Source organism: Novosphingobium gossypii (assembly GCF_050433305.1).
Taxonomy (GTDB): Bacteria; Pseudomonadota; Alphaproteobacteria; order Sphingomonadales; family Sphingomonadaceae; genus Novosphingobium; species Novosphingobium gossypii.
On record NZ_JBNPXM010000016.1, the window covers coordinates 56,278 to 72,189 of the forward strand.

The 15,912-nt window shown below is 65.9% G+C and carries 11 protein-coding genes; 7 read left to right on the forward strand and 4 right to left on the reverse strand.

Features of this window, described 5'->3' with window-relative positions:
- Positions 1-2: 2 nt before the first annotated feature.
- Genes GGR40_RS20400 through GGR40_RS20410 form a run of 3 tightly spaced genes read left to right on the forward strand, consistent with a single transcriptional unit; the run spans position 3 to position 2,615 of the window.
- The gene (locus GGR40_RS20400; RefSeq protein ID WP_429278091.1) at positions 3-956 is read left to right on the forward strand and encodes a hypothetical protein; all 954 of its coding nucleotides are present in this window, start codon (positions 3-5) and stop codon (positions 954-956) included.
- Positions 953-1,456, forward strand: coding sequence for a DUF2141 domain-containing protein (locus tag GGR40_RS20405; protein ID WP_429278092.1), 504 nt, complete (start codon positions 953-955; stop codon positions 1,454-1,456). The genes GGR40_RS20400 and GGR40_RS20405 overlap by 4 nt, the downstream gene beginning before the upstream one ends.
- Before the next feature lie 10 nt (positions 1,457-1,466).
- The gene (locus tag GGR40_RS20410; protein WP_429278093.1) at positions 1,467-2,615 is read left to right on the forward strand and encodes a glycosyltransferase; all 1,149 of its coding nucleotides are present in this window, start codon (positions 1,467-1,469) and stop codon (positions 2,613-2,615) included.
- A gap of 87 nt (positions 2,616-2,702) precedes the next feature.
- Here the strand turns inward: GGR40_RS20410 and GGR40_RS20415 are convergent, their stop codons facing one another.
- Complete coding sequence (locus tag GGR40_RS20415; RefSeq protein ID WP_429278094.1) at positions 2,703-5,198, reverse strand: glycoside hydrolase family 3 protein; 2,496 nt, start codon at positions 5,196-5,198, stop codon at positions 2,703-2,705.
- Between the two features lie 207 nt (positions 5,199-5,405).
- Positions 5,406-7,874, reverse strand: coding sequence for a TonB-dependent receptor (locus GGR40_RS20420; protein ID WP_429278095.1), 2,469 nt, complete (start codon positions 7,872-7,874; stop codon positions 5,406-5,408).
- Between the two features lie 194 nt (positions 7,875-8,068).
- On the opposite strand from GGR40_RS20420, the gene GGR40_RS20425 reads away from it, so the two are divergent.
- Both GGR40_RS20425 and GGR40_RS20430 read left to right on the forward strand, forming a co-directional pair.
- Positions 8,069-9,328 (forward strand): MFS transporter, encoded by a 1,260-nt coding sequence (locus tag GGR40_RS20425; protein WP_429278096.1) that lies wholly within the window; start codon positions 8,069-8,071, stop codon positions 9,326-9,328.
- Positions 9,325-10,365, forward strand: coding sequence for a LacI family DNA-binding transcriptional regulator (locus GGR40_RS20430; RefSeq protein ID WP_429278097.1), 1,041 nt, complete (start codon positions 9,325-9,327; stop codon positions 10,363-10,365). The genes GGR40_RS20425 and GGR40_RS20430 overlap by 4 nt, the downstream gene beginning before the upstream one ends.
- Before the next feature lie 50 nt (positions 10,366-10,415).
- Here GGR40_RS20430 and GGR40_RS20435 read toward each other — a convergent pair whose 3' ends face one another.
- Positions 10,416-10,679, reverse strand: coding sequence for a hypothetical protein (locus GGR40_RS20435; protein ID WP_429278098.1), 264 nt, complete (start codon positions 10,677-10,679; stop codon positions 10,416-10,418).
- A gap of 131 nt (positions 10,680-10,810) precedes the next feature.
- Positions 10,811-11,425 carry a TetR/AcrR family transcriptional regulator gene (locus GGR40_RS20440; RefSeq protein ID WP_429278099.1) on the reverse strand — a complete coding sequence of 205 codons (615 nt, stop codon included), beginning with the start codon at positions 11,423-11,425 and terminating at the stop codon, positions 10,811-10,813.
- 92 nt (positions 11,426-11,517) lie between these two features.
- Between GGR40_RS20440 and GGR40_RS20445 the strand changes: the two genes are divergently transcribed.
- Both GGR40_RS20445 and GGR40_RS20450 read left to right on the forward strand, forming a co-directional pair.
- A complete protein-coding gene (locus GGR40_RS20445; RefSeq protein ID WP_429278100.1) occupies positions 11,518-12,717 on the forward strand; it encodes an efflux RND transporter periplasmic adaptor subunit in 1,200 nt (399 codons plus the stop codon).
- A 6-nt stretch (positions 12,718-12,723) separates the two neighbouring features.
- Positions 12,724-15,912 (forward strand): efflux RND transporter permease subunit, encoded by a 3,189-nt coding sequence (locus GGR40_RS20450; protein WP_429278101.1) that lies wholly within the window; start codon positions 12,724-12,726, stop codon positions 15,910-15,912.

Below are 15,912 nucleotides of genomic sequence, written 5' to 3' on the forward strand. Positions count from 1 at the left end.
AGATGCCCTTGCCCCAACCCGCAGTCGTAGATGGTGCCGAGATGGACCTGTCCCCGGTCGATCTGGCGCCGGTCGAGCTAACCCCGCAGGATCGCACGTCGCGGCGCGGGCGCAACGCGGTGTTTTCCATCCTGCTGTCTCTGGCGGTGATCGCGGCGGTCATCCACGAATCGCGCGGCATCGACTTGCGACGCGTGTCCGACATGATCCCGCTGACGCCCGGTTTCTGGCTGATATTTGCGGCGTCCTACGTCGTCACCCCGGCCAGCGAATGGCTGATCTTCCATCGCCTCTGGCGTATTCCGGCCAGCGGCATGCTCGCGCTGCTGCGCAAGAAGGTCTACAACGAACTGCTGCTCGGCTATCTGGGCGAGGCGTATTTCTACACCTGGGCGCGCCGCCGGGTGGCGCTGTCCGCCGCGCCGTTCGGGGCGGTCAAGGACGTGGCGATCCTTTCCGCCATCACCGGCAACCTGGTGACGCTGGCGCTGCTGGTGATCGCGGTTCCCTACCTCGGTTTCGACAAGCTGGGTATCGACGGGCGGGTGCTGACGCTGTCGCTCGGCGTCATCCTGGCGATCTCGATCGGGGCGATGGCGTTCAACCGCCGTGTCTTCACACTGCCGCGCGCCGAGCTATGGATGATCGGGCGCATTCATCTGGCCCGCATCTTCGCCTCGACCGTACTGTCGGCGCTGCTGTGGCATATCGTTTTGCCGGACGTGACGCTCAGCTGGTGGATCTACCTCGCGACGCTGCGCCTGCTGGTGTCGCGCCTGCCGCTGGTTCCGAACAAGGATCTGCTGTTCGCCGGCATCACCGTGGTGGTTCTTGGGGAGGCCCGCGACATCGGTGCCCTGATGGCGCTGATGGCGGCGCTGATCCTGGCGGCACATCTGGTGCTGGGCGCGGTGATCGCGCTCAACGATCTGGCCGACCCGGAGAAGCGGGCATGATCGCGGCTTTGGCCATCGCTGCCGTCACGATCCCTTCGTCGCCCGATCTGGGACAGGCAGAGGGCCGCTGCCGCGCGCATGAGAGCGGCCCCTCCTTCGACGTTTCGGTGGAAGGTTTGAAGGACCGCACCGGCAACCTGAAGCTGGAAGTCTACCCCGCCAACGAAACGGATTTTCTGGCCGACGACAACGTGCTGGTCGGCGCGGGCAAGACGTTCCGCCGCGTGGTCGTGTCCACCCCCGCAAGCGGAGCGGTGCGGCTGTGCGTGCGATTGCCGGGGCCGGGGCGCTATGGCGTCAGCCTGCTTCACGACCGGGACAGCGACCGCAAGTTCAACTGGCGCATCGACGGCATCGGCTTTGCGGGCAATCCGAAACTGGGCTGGGGCAAGCCGCGCGCCGCCGTCGCCAGCGCCGATGCGGGCAGCGGTCCGACGCCGCTCTCGATCACGCTCAACTATCGCCGGGGCCTTGGTGTTGCCCCGCTGCCGCGCAGATAAGGACCGTCGCATGAGGATCGTGGACGTCTGCGCCTTCTACTCGCCGCATGGCGGGGGCGTGCGAACCTACGTCGAGCAGAAGCTGCGCATCGGGGCCGAACTTGGGCACGAGATCGTCATCCTGGCCCCCGGAGACGAGGACGCCGTGATCGATCGCGGTGCGAACGCGCGCATCGTCACGCTGAAAAGCCCGCGCTTCCCGCTCGATCGCAAATACTGGTACTTCGCCTCGGCCCGGCAGCTGCATGACGCGCTCGATGGATTGAGCCCGGACTTCGTGGAGGCGACATCGCCCTGGCGCAGCGCCGGGCTGGTGGCGGACTGGGACGGGGCCGCCCCGCGCAGTCTGGTGATGCATGCCGATCCGCTGTCGGCCTATGCCTATCGCTGGTTCGGAAATGTCTTTTCGCGCAATACCATCGACCGGCAGTTCTCGATCTACTGGGAGCATCTGCGACGCCACAGCCGCCGGTTCGACCATGTCGTCTGCGCCAATTCCAGCCTCACTCGGCGACTGGCCGAGGGCGGCGTCGCGGCGACCGTCACGGTACCGATGGGGGTGGAGCCGGGCCGCTTCTCTCCCGCCAACCGCGATCGGGCGCTGCGGGCGCGGATGCTGGCCGCCTGCGACCTGCCGGAAACGGCCAGCCTGCTGCTGGGCGTGGGGCGGCTGGCACCGGAAAAACGCTGGCCGATGGTGATCGATGCCGTCAACGCCGCTTCCCGCACGATGCTGATCGGGCTGGCCCTGTTCGGAGAGGGGCGCGAGGCGCGAACGATCCTCAAGCACATTGGCGGCAACCCCCACGTCCGGCTGTTCGAGCCACAGCGGGGCGAAACTTTCGCGCGCATTCTCGCCAGTGCCGACGCGCTGGTGCATGGGTGTGAGGCGGAAACCTTCTGCATGGCGGCGGCGGAAGCGCGGGCCAGCGGCGTGCCGGTGGTCGTCCCCGACGAAGGCGGTGCCGTGGACCATGCCGCGAACCTTGGCGGCATCACCTATGCGGCGGGCGATCCGGCGGCGGCGGCGCGGGCCATCGTGCGGATGCTGAAGCGCGGCAACCATCGCCCGCAACTCGCGCGCACCAGCGTCGATCACTTCGCCGATCTTTTCGCTCTGTACGAAGGCACCCTCAACGGAGTACGGCGCGCGGCCTGATTCTCCTGCGCGGGCGAGACGAAGCAATCCAGGGGTGCTGCCGAGTTTTCCCTGGGTTGCTCCGCCTCGCCCGCGACAGGGCAGGGCTCAGCGCGCGTCGCCGCACTGGGTCATCGGGATGGACACGTAGTCCAGCTTGACGTCGGACAGGCTGACGTCCGCTGCTCCGGTCGATTTCAGCACCAGCGGTGCGGTGACGCGGGACATGTCCGCGCCGCGTGCGGCAAAGCACTTGAGCGGGATCGCAAGACGGCCCCACTGGCCGACACCGGTTGCGGACAACGAGGCGGTGACAGGCACTTCGACCAGCCTGTCGCCGCTGCGCAGCCCTGCGGACAGGGCGTCTGCCGGCTTGCCTTCCAGCCGATACTCGAAGACCAGGCTGATCTCTCCGTTGCTCTCGCGAGAGAGGTCGAAGGGGCGCGGGGCGGTGAAGGCGACGGTGCCGGGGCCGCCGAACGTCAGCCGTTTCGCGTCTTCCTGCGCGCGGTGGTCGATGCCCGACTGGCGCACGCCTTCGCCGGCCACTTCCCAGCCCGGCGGGGTCTGGCCGCGTTCGAAGAAGGCGCTGGGAGTGGCCTGTTCCATCCCGGCGGGGCGGGTTTCGTCCAGCTTTCCGACCTTGCCGGGCGCGGCGTAAGTCAGGCCATAGCCGAAGGGGAACAGCGGATCGTAGTTCGCGTCGCGGCGGTTCAGGACGTACTGGTCCGGACGCTTCGGCCAGGAAAAGCTGAGCTTGCCGCGGAAATCGTGCTGCGGTTTGCCGTTCGTGCCGGCGAAGAGGACATCGGCCACACCGCCGCCCTCGCTGCCGGGCAGGAACGCGGCGACGAACGCGTCGGACGCGTTCAGTTCGGCATTCACCCATAGCGGGCGGCCCGACAGGAACACCGCCACCACCGGAACGCCCGCTGCCTTGAACTTGCGCAGCATTTCCAGATCGTGCTTGTCGCCGGGGCTGTATTCCAGATTGGGGATGTCGCCCTTGAACTCGGCGTAGGGCTTTTCGCCGAAGACAGCGATGACGGCATCCGGCTTCTTCGTGAACGTGCCGTCGGGCGCGTAAGTTGCGGTGCCGCCGCCGGCCTTGACGGTCTGCTCGATGCCCTTCCAGATCGACTGTGCATTGGGGAAGGCGGAGTTCGGCACGTCGATGCCCTGCCAGGTGATCGACCAGCCGCCCGCCTGCTGGCTGATGCTGTCGGCCGCCTGTCCCGCGACCAGGATGTTCGCGGTCGGCTTAAGCGGCAGAACGCCTTCGTTCTTGAGCAGCACCAGCGACTCACGCACGGCCCGGCGGGCGACGGCGCGGTGATCGGGAGAGGCGATGTTGCCGAACTTGCCTGCGAACGCGCGCGATGAAGGGCGGCCCCGGTCGAACGTGCCCGCGCGCAGCTTCACCCGCAGGATGCGACGCACCGCATCGTCCAGCCGTGCGGCGGGGATGGTGCCGTCTTTCGCCTCGCGCAGGGTGTTGGCGTAAAGCTCCTTCCACGCCGGGCCGGAGTACATGAACATGTCCAGCCCTGCGTTGATCGCCTGCGCGCAATCCTCGTTGGAGCAGCCCCTGACCTGGCCGTGGCTGTTCCAGTCACCCACCACGAATCCGTCGAAGCCCATGCGGTCCTTTAGCACGTCGGTGAGGAGCGACTTGTTGCCGCTCATCTTCTCGCCGTTCCAGCTGGAGAAGCTGGCCATGACCGATTGCGTGCCCGCTTCGATCGCGGCGGGATAGCCGCCAAGGTGCACGTCGCGCAGCACCTGTTCGGACACGCGCGTATCGCCCTGATCGCGGCCGCCGGTGCCGCCGTCGCCCAGGAAGTGCTTGGTGGTGGCGATCAGGTGGTCGGGCGAGAGGAAATCCTTCGTGCCCACCTTGCCCTGCACGCCCTCGATCATCGCGCCGGCATAGTCGGCGGCGATCTCGGGTTCTTCGGAATAGCTTTCGTAGGTACGGCCCCAGCGGTCGTCCTGCACGACGGCAAGGGTGGGCGCGAAGGTCCAGTCGAGGCCCGCCGCTGCCGTCTCCAGCGCGGTGGCCCTGCCGATTTCTCGGATCAGGTCGCGGTCGCGCGCGGCGCCGAGGCCGATGTTGTGCGGGAACAGCGTGGCGCCGACGATGTTGTTGTTGCCGTGGACCGAGTCCGTGCCCCAGATAATCGGGATCTTCGGGCCGCCCTTGTTGCCCGTAGGCGCCGCCATCGACGCATCGTAGTATTCGTCGGCCAGCTTCAGCCACTTGGCGGGCGGGGCGTATTCGTCGTCATAGGGGCCGGAATTGCCGCCGTTCAGCACCGATCCGATGCGGGTTTCGCGCACTTGCGCCGGCGTGATGGAGCCGATGTCCACCTGGATCAGCTGGCCCACCTTGTCCTCCACCGACATGGCTTTCAGCAGCGCATCGATGCGCTTTTCGATCGCCGGGTCGCGCTGCGGCTGGGCCTTGATCGTGGGCCAGAGGTCCGGGTGCGCGATGGAGGCCGGGGGCTGCTGATCTTGCGCCGTGATCGGAACCGCGACCAGCCCCGCGCAGAGGGCGGCAAGGGAAATCGGAACCAGCTGGGTACGGGAAAGCGCGGTCATGGTATGTCCCTGGTTTGCAATTGCGACCAAAGGATGGCCGGGAAAACGAAGCGGGCGGCGGCGGGCGGCAAGGCCACACCGCCGCCCACAAGTGGCGCGCAACCTGCGGAGGAGGGTGCAGGGCTGCGCGTCACCGGGGGGTTCTACTGCGGGTCATGCCGAACCTTGCAACGATTTGATCGCGCAAGGCCGGGCTGAAACCGCGAATCAGAAGTTCGCCTTGGCCCGCACACCCCAGGTGCGCGGCGGCTGCAGGTTGGACAGGAACACCGGATCGTAGCGCGGCGTGCCGAATGCACCTGCGCCTGTGCGGATCTTGCCGTTCTCGATGTTCTGGACGAACGCCTCCACCGTGTAGTTGCGGTCGGCGGAAGTGAACCGCAGCGCCGCGTCGGAGCGGAAGTAGGCCTTCTGGCGGTCCCAGGCAGTGCCGTTGGTGCCCCGGTTTGGCATGTTGTCTGCCGGGTCGTTGGCATTGACGAAGGGGTTGGCGTCGCCGTTGAAGTAGCTCAGCCAGCTGCGTGTCTCGTAATGCGTGGTCAGGCGCGGGGTGATCGTGGCGCCGCTGGCCATCACGAAATCGTGCTCGTAGCTGGCCGTCGCGGAAAAGCGCGGCGCGTGGGCCAGTTCGTTGCCGCGCAGCTGGACGATGGAGGACGCCTTGCCACCATCGTAAAGCCGCCCGTCCACGCTTTCCAGATCGTCCAGCTTGGTCTTCTGCAGCGTCCCGGAGAACTGCAGGCGGTCGTTCGGAGTGAAGTTGGCGGTCAGTTCCGCTTCCAGACCATAGGCTTTTGCGCCCTTGGCGTTCTGCGTCACGATCTGGCTGCGCACCACGTTGCCTTCGTCGTCGCGGAAGGTGACGGCCTGGTTCACCTGATAGCCCTTGAAGTCGCTGTAGTAGGCGGCAAGGTTCAGTGTGACCGCGCGGTCCAGGAACCGGCTTTTCAGGCCGACTTCGTAGTTGGTCAGCGTTTCCGGATCGGTCAGGCCGGCGTTGTCCTGGATGTTGCCCGACTTGAAGCCGGTGCTGATGCTGGCATAACCCAGCACATCCTCGGCCAGATCGGCGTCGACGCGGGCAAGGTAGGTCAGCTTGTCCCACTTGCCCTTCACGTCGTTGCTGGAGATCGAGAATCCCGGCAGCAGGTTGACCAGTTCTTCCGCCGTTGCACCCGGATAGGCACCGAAGATGCCCGCCTGACACGCGCCGCCGGGGGCGCTGTCGGCAGGGGTGCAGCCCGCGCCCGAGAAGGTCACGTTGCGCCCGCCGATGTCCTCCTTCTTGTCCGAGGTGTAGCGCAGGCCGCCGGTGACGCGGATGGCATCGGTCGCGTGCCACACCACCTGGCCGAACACTGCGCGCGAATCGATCTGGCGATTGGCCTGAATGAAGCTGCCCGCCCAGCTGAAGGTGCCGTCGCGGTAGCCGTTGCGCTGGTCGATATCGAAGCGGATGCGGTTCTTTTCGTGGCTGTAGTACGCGCCCAGAATCCAGTCGAACGCCTGTTCGCCGGTCGATTTCAGCTGCACTTCGTGGCTCTGGAAGTCATAGCGCGAAGACAGCGTGCGGTTTTCTCCAAAGGCGCCCAGCGGCAGGTCGTTGCCCGCCGCATCCACTTCGCCGGTCGGGGGCAGGGCACCCGCGTCGGCATCCGTCTGGGTGGAACCGCCGATGCGCGACCAGCCGGCGATGTAGCTCAGCTGGATGCCGTCGGTGATGTCGTAGTTCATCGTGCTGCGCACGGCGACGGAATAACGGTCGGTGTCGGGCGCAGTGTCGGACAGGGTGGACCAGCGCTTGGTGCCGGGGCGCGGCGTCTGCAGCAGGCCGATGACCGGGGCGCCGGTGTCCCAGAACCCTTCTGCCGACAAGTTCCAGCTGAACTTTTCGCTCGGCTGCCACAACAGCGAGCCGCGGACCGACTTCTGGTCGGCGGCGTAATATTTCTTGCCGCTGGTGACGAAGGCGGACTTGTTGATGCCGGCAATGTCCGGCGCGGGCTGGTAATCGGCATAGCCATCGTGCCGGTCGGTAACGAAGGCTACGCGCGCCGCCAGCGTATCGGTGATCGGCAGGTTGATCGCGCCGCGAATGCCCAGCCGATCGTAATTGCCGCCGACGACTTCGACATTCCCCTCGAACACGCCCAGTTTCGGCTTGGCGGAGATCAGGCTGAGGGCGCCGACGGTGGCGTTGCGGCCGAACAGCGTGCCCTGCGGCCCGCGCAGAACTTCGACGCGCTCCATGTCGTACATCAGCACCGATGCGCCCTGAGAGCGCGGCGAATAGATGCCGTCGACGTAGATGGCCACTTCCGGGTCGGCCACTTCGGTATAGGCGCTGTCGTTGCCGATGCCGCGCAGGGTCAGCAGCACCGCCGACTGGTCGCCCTGCTGGTTGAACTGGAGCGAAGGGACGAAACGCGCGAGGTCGGTGACGTCGCGAACCTGCTGCTTGTCCAGCTGGGCCTGACCAAAGGCGGAGACGGCGATCGGGGTGGATTGCAACGTGGTTTCGCGGCGGGTGGCGGTGACGATGATATCGCCATCCGATGCCTGCGGGGCGACTGCTCTTGCTGTATCCTGCGGGCCGGCCTGCTGGGCCTGGGCCGTGGCCGCCATGCACAATGCGGACGCAAGCGCAGTGCTCGCGATAAGCGCGTTCCTTCTCATCTCTCTCTCCCTGAAGCAGACCTTCGCTGCTTTCTGCCGGTTCGTAGACCAAAGCTTGACATCGATGTCAACATTGTTTCTGACATCGATGTCAAGAAGCTGTAGCTTCCCCGAGGATGGCAAGCGCAGTAAGGATGCCCGGCAAAGATGCTCCGATCACAATGACAGCACCGACGGCAAAGGCCCCGACTTCCTTGGACACATGCAACGTTGCCATTTCTGACGCGGCCGGTCCTGAACCGCGTGCTGCCGCTACGCTCCTGTTCCGCCTGTCGGTGGGCGTCTTCTTCATCGGCGGATTCCTGACCTCGTCGGTCAGCCTGCTGGTGCCGCAGCTCAAGCTGATGCTCTCGCTCGATTACACGCAGGCATTTCTGGTGCAGCTGGCCTTCCATGCCAGCTACCTGCTGTTCGCGCTGCCGATCACCGCCTTCATCGTCGGCTCCGGTTACACACGCGCGATCGTGGCCGGGCTAGCGGTGATGAGCGCGGGGTGCGTCGCGCTGGCGGTAGCGCAGGGCAGCCTGTCGTTCGCGCTGGTGCTGGGGGCGTTGCTGCTGCTGTCCGGCGGGCAGACGTTCCTGCAGATTGCCTCCAACACCGTGGTCGCCGTGATCGGGCCAGCGCGCGGAGCGGCAGGGCGGCTTACGCTGCTGCAGGGGTTCAACTCGCTGGGGACCGTCGCCGGGCCGCTGTTGAGCGCGCCGCTGCTGCTGGCGCAAGTGGACCGAGGGCGCGAATGGCGCCCGCTCATCGGCCTTTCGGCGGCAGCCCTGCCGTTCGTGCTGACGGCGCTGGTCACCGCCGCGCTGGCGCTGGCTTATGCGGGGCATCGCCGGGTACTGGAAAGCGGGCAGCGGGGCGAGGGCTTCGTGCCTATCCGCAGGCTGTTCGCCGTACTGGGCGAATCGCGCCGGCTGCGCTGGGGGACGGCGGCGATCTTCGTCTATGTCGGCGCCGAAGTGACGATTGGTGGTCTTTTGCCCAGCGTGCTCATGCGGCCGGATCGGCTGGGCGCGGGCGCGGTGACGGCGGGCCAGCTGGTGGCGCTCTACTGGGGCGGGGCGATGGTGGGCCGCTTTGCCGGCGCCTGGATCATGCGGCACATGGCGGAAGCGCGGCTGCTGCACTTGGCGGCACTGGGCGCAGTGGCACTGACGGTTACGGCAAGCGTGCTGCCGGGAGCGGCGGGCGCGCTGGTGCTTGTCGCAGTCGGGTTGTGCAACGCGATCATGTATCCGACGATCTATGCCCTGGCCCTGCCCGAAGATGCACGGGCGGCGCCGGTCGCCTCGATGTGGCTATGCATGGCGGTGGTCGGCGGGGCGATCGTGCCGGTGCTGACGGGCGTGGTGGCGGATGCGTCCGGCCTGCTGGAATCGCTGGTGGTGCCTGCCGGGTGCTATGTTCTGATCGCGGCGTTCGCGGCCATCTGCCGGGAAGGGCGGGCATGAAGACGGTTACCATCAAGGACGTCGCCGCGCGAGCGGGCGTCTCGGCCAAGACGGTTTCGCGCGTCATCAATGGAGAGGATCATGTCCGCCCGGAAATCCGCGAGGCGGTGCAGCGGGTCGTGGCGGAGCTGAACTATCGCCCCAATGCCTTCGCGCGCAGCCTGTCCAGTTCGCGCTCCTACCTGCTGGGACTGTTCATCGACGATCCCGTTTCCGGCTATGCGGCAGAGGTCCAGCACGGCGCGCTGCTGCAATGCCGGGAGCGCAGCTACCACCTGGTCGTCGAACCGGTCGAGCCGCAGCGGCCCGGCTGGCAGGACCAGGTACGGGCCAGCCTGTCCGCACTGCAGCTGGACGGGGCCATCGTCGCGCCGCCGATCTGCGATCATGCCGAACTGCTGGCGCTGTTTGCCGAAGCCGGAGTGCCCTGCGTGCTGATCGGCCCGTCGGTGCCGGAACCGGCGGCAGGCTCGTCCAGCGCAGCCGGGGCGGTGTGGATGGACGATCGCGCCGCCGCGCGCGAAATGACGGAGCATCTGCTGGACTTGGGCCACCGGCATATCGGTTTCATCCAGGGGCCAGAGAGCCACTCTGCCTCCGCCCGGCGCGAGGAGGGTTTCCGCGATGCGCTGGCCGCCGCCGGCGTGGCGGTTGACGAAAAGGCGATGGTGCGCGGCGATTTCAGCCTGCGGGCGGGCCTGGAACTGGGCGAAGTGCTGCTGGACCTGCCCGAGGCGCCGACCGCGATCTTCGCCTGCAACGACGACATGGCGCTGGGGATGCAGATCACTGCGTTGAAGCGGGGGATCGCGGTCCCCGAGGCGCTCTCGATCTGTGGTTTCGACGATGTGGCGTCATCGCGCGCGGCCTGGCCGCAGATCACCACGATCCGTCAGCCCAATGCGGAAATGGCGGCGGCGGCGATCGACATACTCGCCGATCCGGCCTTCCGCCGCAACAGTCGCAATCGTGCATACCGCCTGAAGCTGGCCCACGCCATGGTCGTCAGAGGCAGCACGGGCAGGGTGTGCCCCTGAAGTTCAGCCTTGCGGAACTGTCCCGGACGCCTGGGGGCGCAACGGGGCGGTCAGTTCATCCGGCGACGGTGCTTGCCGCCGTAAGCCTTGCCGCAATAATCGTCGAGTTCACGCATCTCTGTCGCGGCGGCGCTCGCGATGGCGGCCGTGCAGGGCAGGGATGTTTCGCTGGCGGCCATCCGGGCTTCCACGCGGTCGCGCAGTTCCTCGATGTCGGCGCGGGACAGGACATTCTTTTCGCGCAGGTAACAGATCAGGCTCTGGAGCAGGATCATGGCCTTGTCACCGGAATCGACTTCGCTATTCTCGATCATCGCATCACCTCTCTGGCGACCTTTGGGTCTGCATTGGAGGCAGCATGATACAGCTTGGAAACATTGTCCAGCAGGCCAAAGTAACAGGTTTTGTTGCGTTCCGCGATTGTGCGGCGCAACAAAAAGTGCGGCTATTCCTCCAGCGCGGCCAGTTCCTGACGCAGCAGCGTGGCCAGCCTGTCGCGCAGGGCAGCGTGATCGCTCATTGGCGAGAGTTCGTGCAGGGCGACCATCCCCCAGGACGACGCCACGATGAAGTCCATCACGGTGGAACGCCGCTCCCTGGAAGATTGCGGCGCGAGGGAACGGAGCGCCGCCTCCAGGCTGGTACGCAGCCGGGTGTCGCACTTCATGTTCATCTGCGTCATGGCAGGATTTCGTGCGATTTCGGCCAGCAGTTCGCACATCATCCGGCGATCTTCCGGCTCAGGCTCGTCGAAACTGACCCGCTCGATCCATGCATGGATGGCCCTGCGATCGTTCGCGGCGACTGCGGCGGTCAGGTGCGCCTCGTCCAGCCACGCCGTCATCTCCGTTTCGCAGATCGCCGAGATGATGGCCTCCTTGTTCGCGAAGTCGCGATAGATCTGCCCGACGGCAATTCCGGAAGCCGCCGCGATCTGCGCAACACCGGTTTGATGGAACCCGCGCTCCATGAAAAGGTTACGCGCGGTATCCAGCAGATGTTGGCGGCGTGCGGCCGACTTCGCTGCGCGGGGGCGCTCCAGAGTATTCTCGTTCGTCATTTTCCAGCCCGACTTGCATTCCATGGTGCGACGCAATAACAGTCGCGCGAATCATGAGTGAACGCTCACTCACGCTTTAACCCTCTTGGTGGATGAACTCCATGAAAAAGATCGCCCCGGCTTTTGTGCTGATTCTCTCCGCTTGCGGCGGAGGGCAGGAGCAGCAGCAGCCTGCCGGGCCGCCCCAGGTGGGCGTAGTGACCGTGCGCGAGCAGTCGGTATCGCTTGCCAACGAGCTTCCCGGTCGCACCAGTGCGTATGAAAGTTCGGATGTGCGCCCGCAGGTCAACGGTCTGATTCAGGCACGCCTGTTCACCGAAGGCGACCAGGTCCGGGCCGGCCAGCCGCTCTATCGCATCGATCCTGCGCCCTATCAGGCTGCGGTCGCCAATGCGCAGGCGGCAGTGGCCCGTTCGCGTGCCGCGATCGCGTCGAGCGAGGCGCTGGCCCGTCGCTATGGGGAACTGGTGAAGATCAACGCCATCTCAAAGCAGGACTATGAGAACGCCGTGACCAGCGCGCAGCAGGCGCGCGCCGACGTTTCGGCCCAGCAGGCGCTGCTGCGTACCGCCCAGATCGACCTTGCGCGCACCACCATCCGCGCGCCGATCTCGGGCCGGATCGGACGCTCAACCTATACCACCGGCGCGCTCGTCTCGGCATCGCAGACCGATGCGCTGACGACGATCCAGCGGCTCGACCCGATCTATGTCGATATCCAGCAGTCCAGCGCCGACGTGTTGCGGATGCGCCAGCAGATCCTGTCGGGCGAACTGTCGAGCGACGGCAAGAACATCAGCGTGAAGCTCAAGCTGGAAGACGGTAGCACGTACCCCCAGACGGGCGTGCTCAAGTTTACTGACGTCACGGTCGATCCTGCCACCGGCAGTCAGGTCATCCGCGCGCAGTTCCCCAATCCGCAGGGCCTGCTGCTCCCCGGCATGTATGTTCGTGCCGAGTTCGCGCAGGCGACCAAGACCAACGGATTGATGGTGCCGCAGGTTGCCGTGTCCCGCAACGAGAAGGGCCAGCCGACCGTTCTCGTGATCGGCGCACAGAACAAGCTGGAGCAGCGGCAGGTCACGGCACCCCGTACCGTGGGTGACAGCTGGCTGGTCACTTCGGGTCTGAAGGCCGGGGACAAGGTCGTCGTCGATGGCGCGCAGATGCTGCGTCCGGGTATGCCGGTGAAGCCGGTAGCGCCGCAGGGCCAGGGGCCGGCGGGCGGCAAGCCCGCCGCCGGCGGCCCTGCGAACGCCGCTGCCAACGCCTCTGCCAACAAGGGGCAGTAAGCCGTCATGTCACGCTATTTCATCGACAGGCCCATCTTTGCATGGGTCATCGCCATCGTCCTGATGATGGCCGGCATCATCGCCATCCGCGGCCTTCCGGTCGCCCAGTTCCCCGAGATTGCGCCCCCCACGGTGTCGATCGCGGCGACATATCCGGGCGCCGATGCGGAGACGCTTGAGCGCACGACGACGCAGATCATCGAGCAGCAGCTCAAGGGCATCGACAACCTGCGCTACTTCTCGGCGGCATCTTCCTCGGCGGGCACGGTGACGATCACCCTGACGTTCGAGCAGGGCACCGATCCCGACATCGCGCAGGTCCAGGTCCAGAACAAGCTGCAGGCCGCCACGCCGCTGCTTCCGCAGGAAGTGCAGCGTCAGGGCGTGCAGGTGCAGAAGTCTGCGGCCAGCTTCCTCGTCGTCGCGGCGATCTATTCCGAGGACGGCAGCCACAACGCCAACGACCTGTCGGACTACATCGTTAGCCAGGTGCAGGACCCCGTCAGCCGCATCAACGGCGTGGGCGAACTTCAGGTGTTCGGTACGCAGTACGCGATGCGCATCTGGGTCGATCCGCTGAAGCTGCGCAGCTACGACATGACCATCGCTGACGTCACGACGGCGATCACCGCGCAGAACGCGCAGGTTTCGGCGGGCCAGATCGGTGCTTTGCCGGCTCCCAAGGAGCAGATGCTCAACGCGACCGTCTCGGTGCAGTCGCGCCTGCAGACGCCTGAGGAGTTCGGCAACATCCGCCTGCGCACCAATGCGACCGGCGCCGTGGTGCGCCTGCGCGATGTGGCGCGAGTGGAACTGGGCGCGGAGACGTATGGCTTCGAAACCCAGTTCAACGGTAAGCCTGCATCGGGCTTCGGCGTTCGTCTGGCTTCGGGTGCCAACGCGCTCGACACCGTCGATGCGGTGAAGGCGGAGGTCAACCGGATCGCCAAGAACTTCCCGTCCGACGTCAAGGTCGCCTACCCTTACGACTCCACCCCGTTCGTGCGCCTCTCGATCGAGCAGGTCGTGCATACGCTGGTGGAAGCGGTGGTGCTGGTGTTCCTCGTCATGTTCCTGTTCCTGCAGAACTGGCGCGCAACGGTGATCCCGACGATCGCGGTGCCGGTGGTGCTGCTGGGCACGTTCGGCGTGATGTCCATGCTGGGCTATTCCATCAACACGCTGACGCTGTTCGGCATGGTGCTGGCGATCGGCCTGCTGGTCGATGACGCGATCGTCGTCGTCGAGAACGTCGAGCGACTGATCCAGGACGAGCATCTTTCGCCCAAGCAGGCCGCGCGCAAGTCGATGGACGAGATCAGCGGCGCGCTGATCGGCATCGGCCTCGTGCTGTCGGCGGTGTTCCTGCCGATGGCCTTCTTCGGAGGGTCCACCGGCGTCATCTATCGTCAGTTCTCGATCACGATCGTGTCGTCGATGGCGCTGTCGGTTCTGGTCGCGCTGATCCTGACCCCGGCACTGTGCGCCACGATCCTGAAGCCCCACAACCCCGATCAGGGGCAGGGCAACGGTCTGCTGGCGCGCTTTTTCCGCTGGTTCAACGACAAGTTCGATCGGGGCACCGAAAAGTATCGCGGCGGCGTGCGCCGTACCGCGCGCGGGTGGAAGCGGTCGGGCCTCGTCTACCTGCTGATCGTGGGTTGCATGGTGTTCCTGTTCACGCGTCTTCCGGGCGGCTTCCTGCCGGACGAGGATCAGGGCGTGGTCATCGCGCTGGTCCAGGGTCCGGCCGGCGGCACCCTGCCGCGCACGCAAAAGGGCCTTGATGTCGTGCGCAAGCACTTCCTCGAGGACGAAAAGGCGAACGTCACGTCGGTCTTCACGATCAACGGCTTCTCCTTCTCGGGTCAGGGCCAGAATGCGGGCATGGCTTTCATCATGCTCAAGGACTGGAAGGATCGCAGCGGCGCGGACAATCGTGCGCCCGCCATCATCGGTCGCGCGATGGGCGCTTTCTCTCAGTACCGCGACGCCATGATCTTTGCGCTGACTCCGCCTGCAGTCATGGAGCTGGGCAACGCCACCGGGTTCGACATGTGGCTGGTGGACGAGACCAACATGGGCCACGAAAAGCTGCTTGCAGCCCGCAACCAGCTTCTGGGCATGGCCGCGCAGGATAGCCGCGTGGCGCAGGTCCGCCCGGTCAGCCTTGACGATGCGCCGCAGCTCGACGTCAAGGTGGATCAGGACAAGGCCAGCGCGCTGGGCATCGACATCGGCTCGATCAACTCGGAAATCGCGACGGCCTGGGGTGGATCCTACGTCAACGACTTCCTTGATCGTGGCCGCACCAAGCGCGTCTATATCCAGGCGGACGAGCAGTACCGTTCCTCGCCCGAGGCTCTGGAGAACCTCTACGTGCGCGGCTCGGGCGGCCAGATGGCTCCCTTTGGTGCCTTCTCAACTCTGGCATGGAAGCAGGCCCCCGTCATCCTCAACCGTTACAACGGTCGTCCGGCGATGAACCTGCAGGGCGCGACCGGGCAAGGTGTGAGCACCGGCACCGCGATGCAGGCGATGGAGGAGATGCACAAGAAGCTGCCTCCGGGCACGGGCATCGAATGGACCGGCCTGTCCTATGAGGAACAGCTCTCCGGTGGTCAGGCGCCTGCGCTTTATGCGCTCTCGCTGGGCATCGTTTTCCTGTGCCTCGCCGCGCTGTACGAAAGCTGGTCGGTCCCGATCGCGGTCATGCTGGTGGTGCCGCTGGGCGTCGTCGGTGCGCTGTTCGCAGGCTGGCTGACGGGTCTGGGCAACGACATCTACCTGCAGGTCGGCCTTATCACCACGATCGGTGTCTCAGCCAAGAACGCGATCCTGATCGTGGAATTCGCGGAAGAGCGCGTGCTGGCAGGAATGAACGCCTTCGACGCGGCAATGGAAGCGGCAAGGCTGCGACTGCGACCGATCCTGATGACCTCGCTGGCGTTCGTCTTCGGCGTGCTGCCGCTGGCGGTATCGACCGGCGCGGGCGCGGGCGGCCAGAATGCCATCGGTCGCGCAGTGGTGGGCGGCATGCTTTCCGCCACGATCTTCGCGATCTTCTTCGTGCCGATGTTCTTCGTGGTCGTCGCCCGCCTGTTCAACCACGGGCAGACCGACGGCAAGAAGCACGGCGACCGTGACGAGCCTCATGCCGACGACGCCCATGGCGCCGCACCGCAGGAAAGCTGA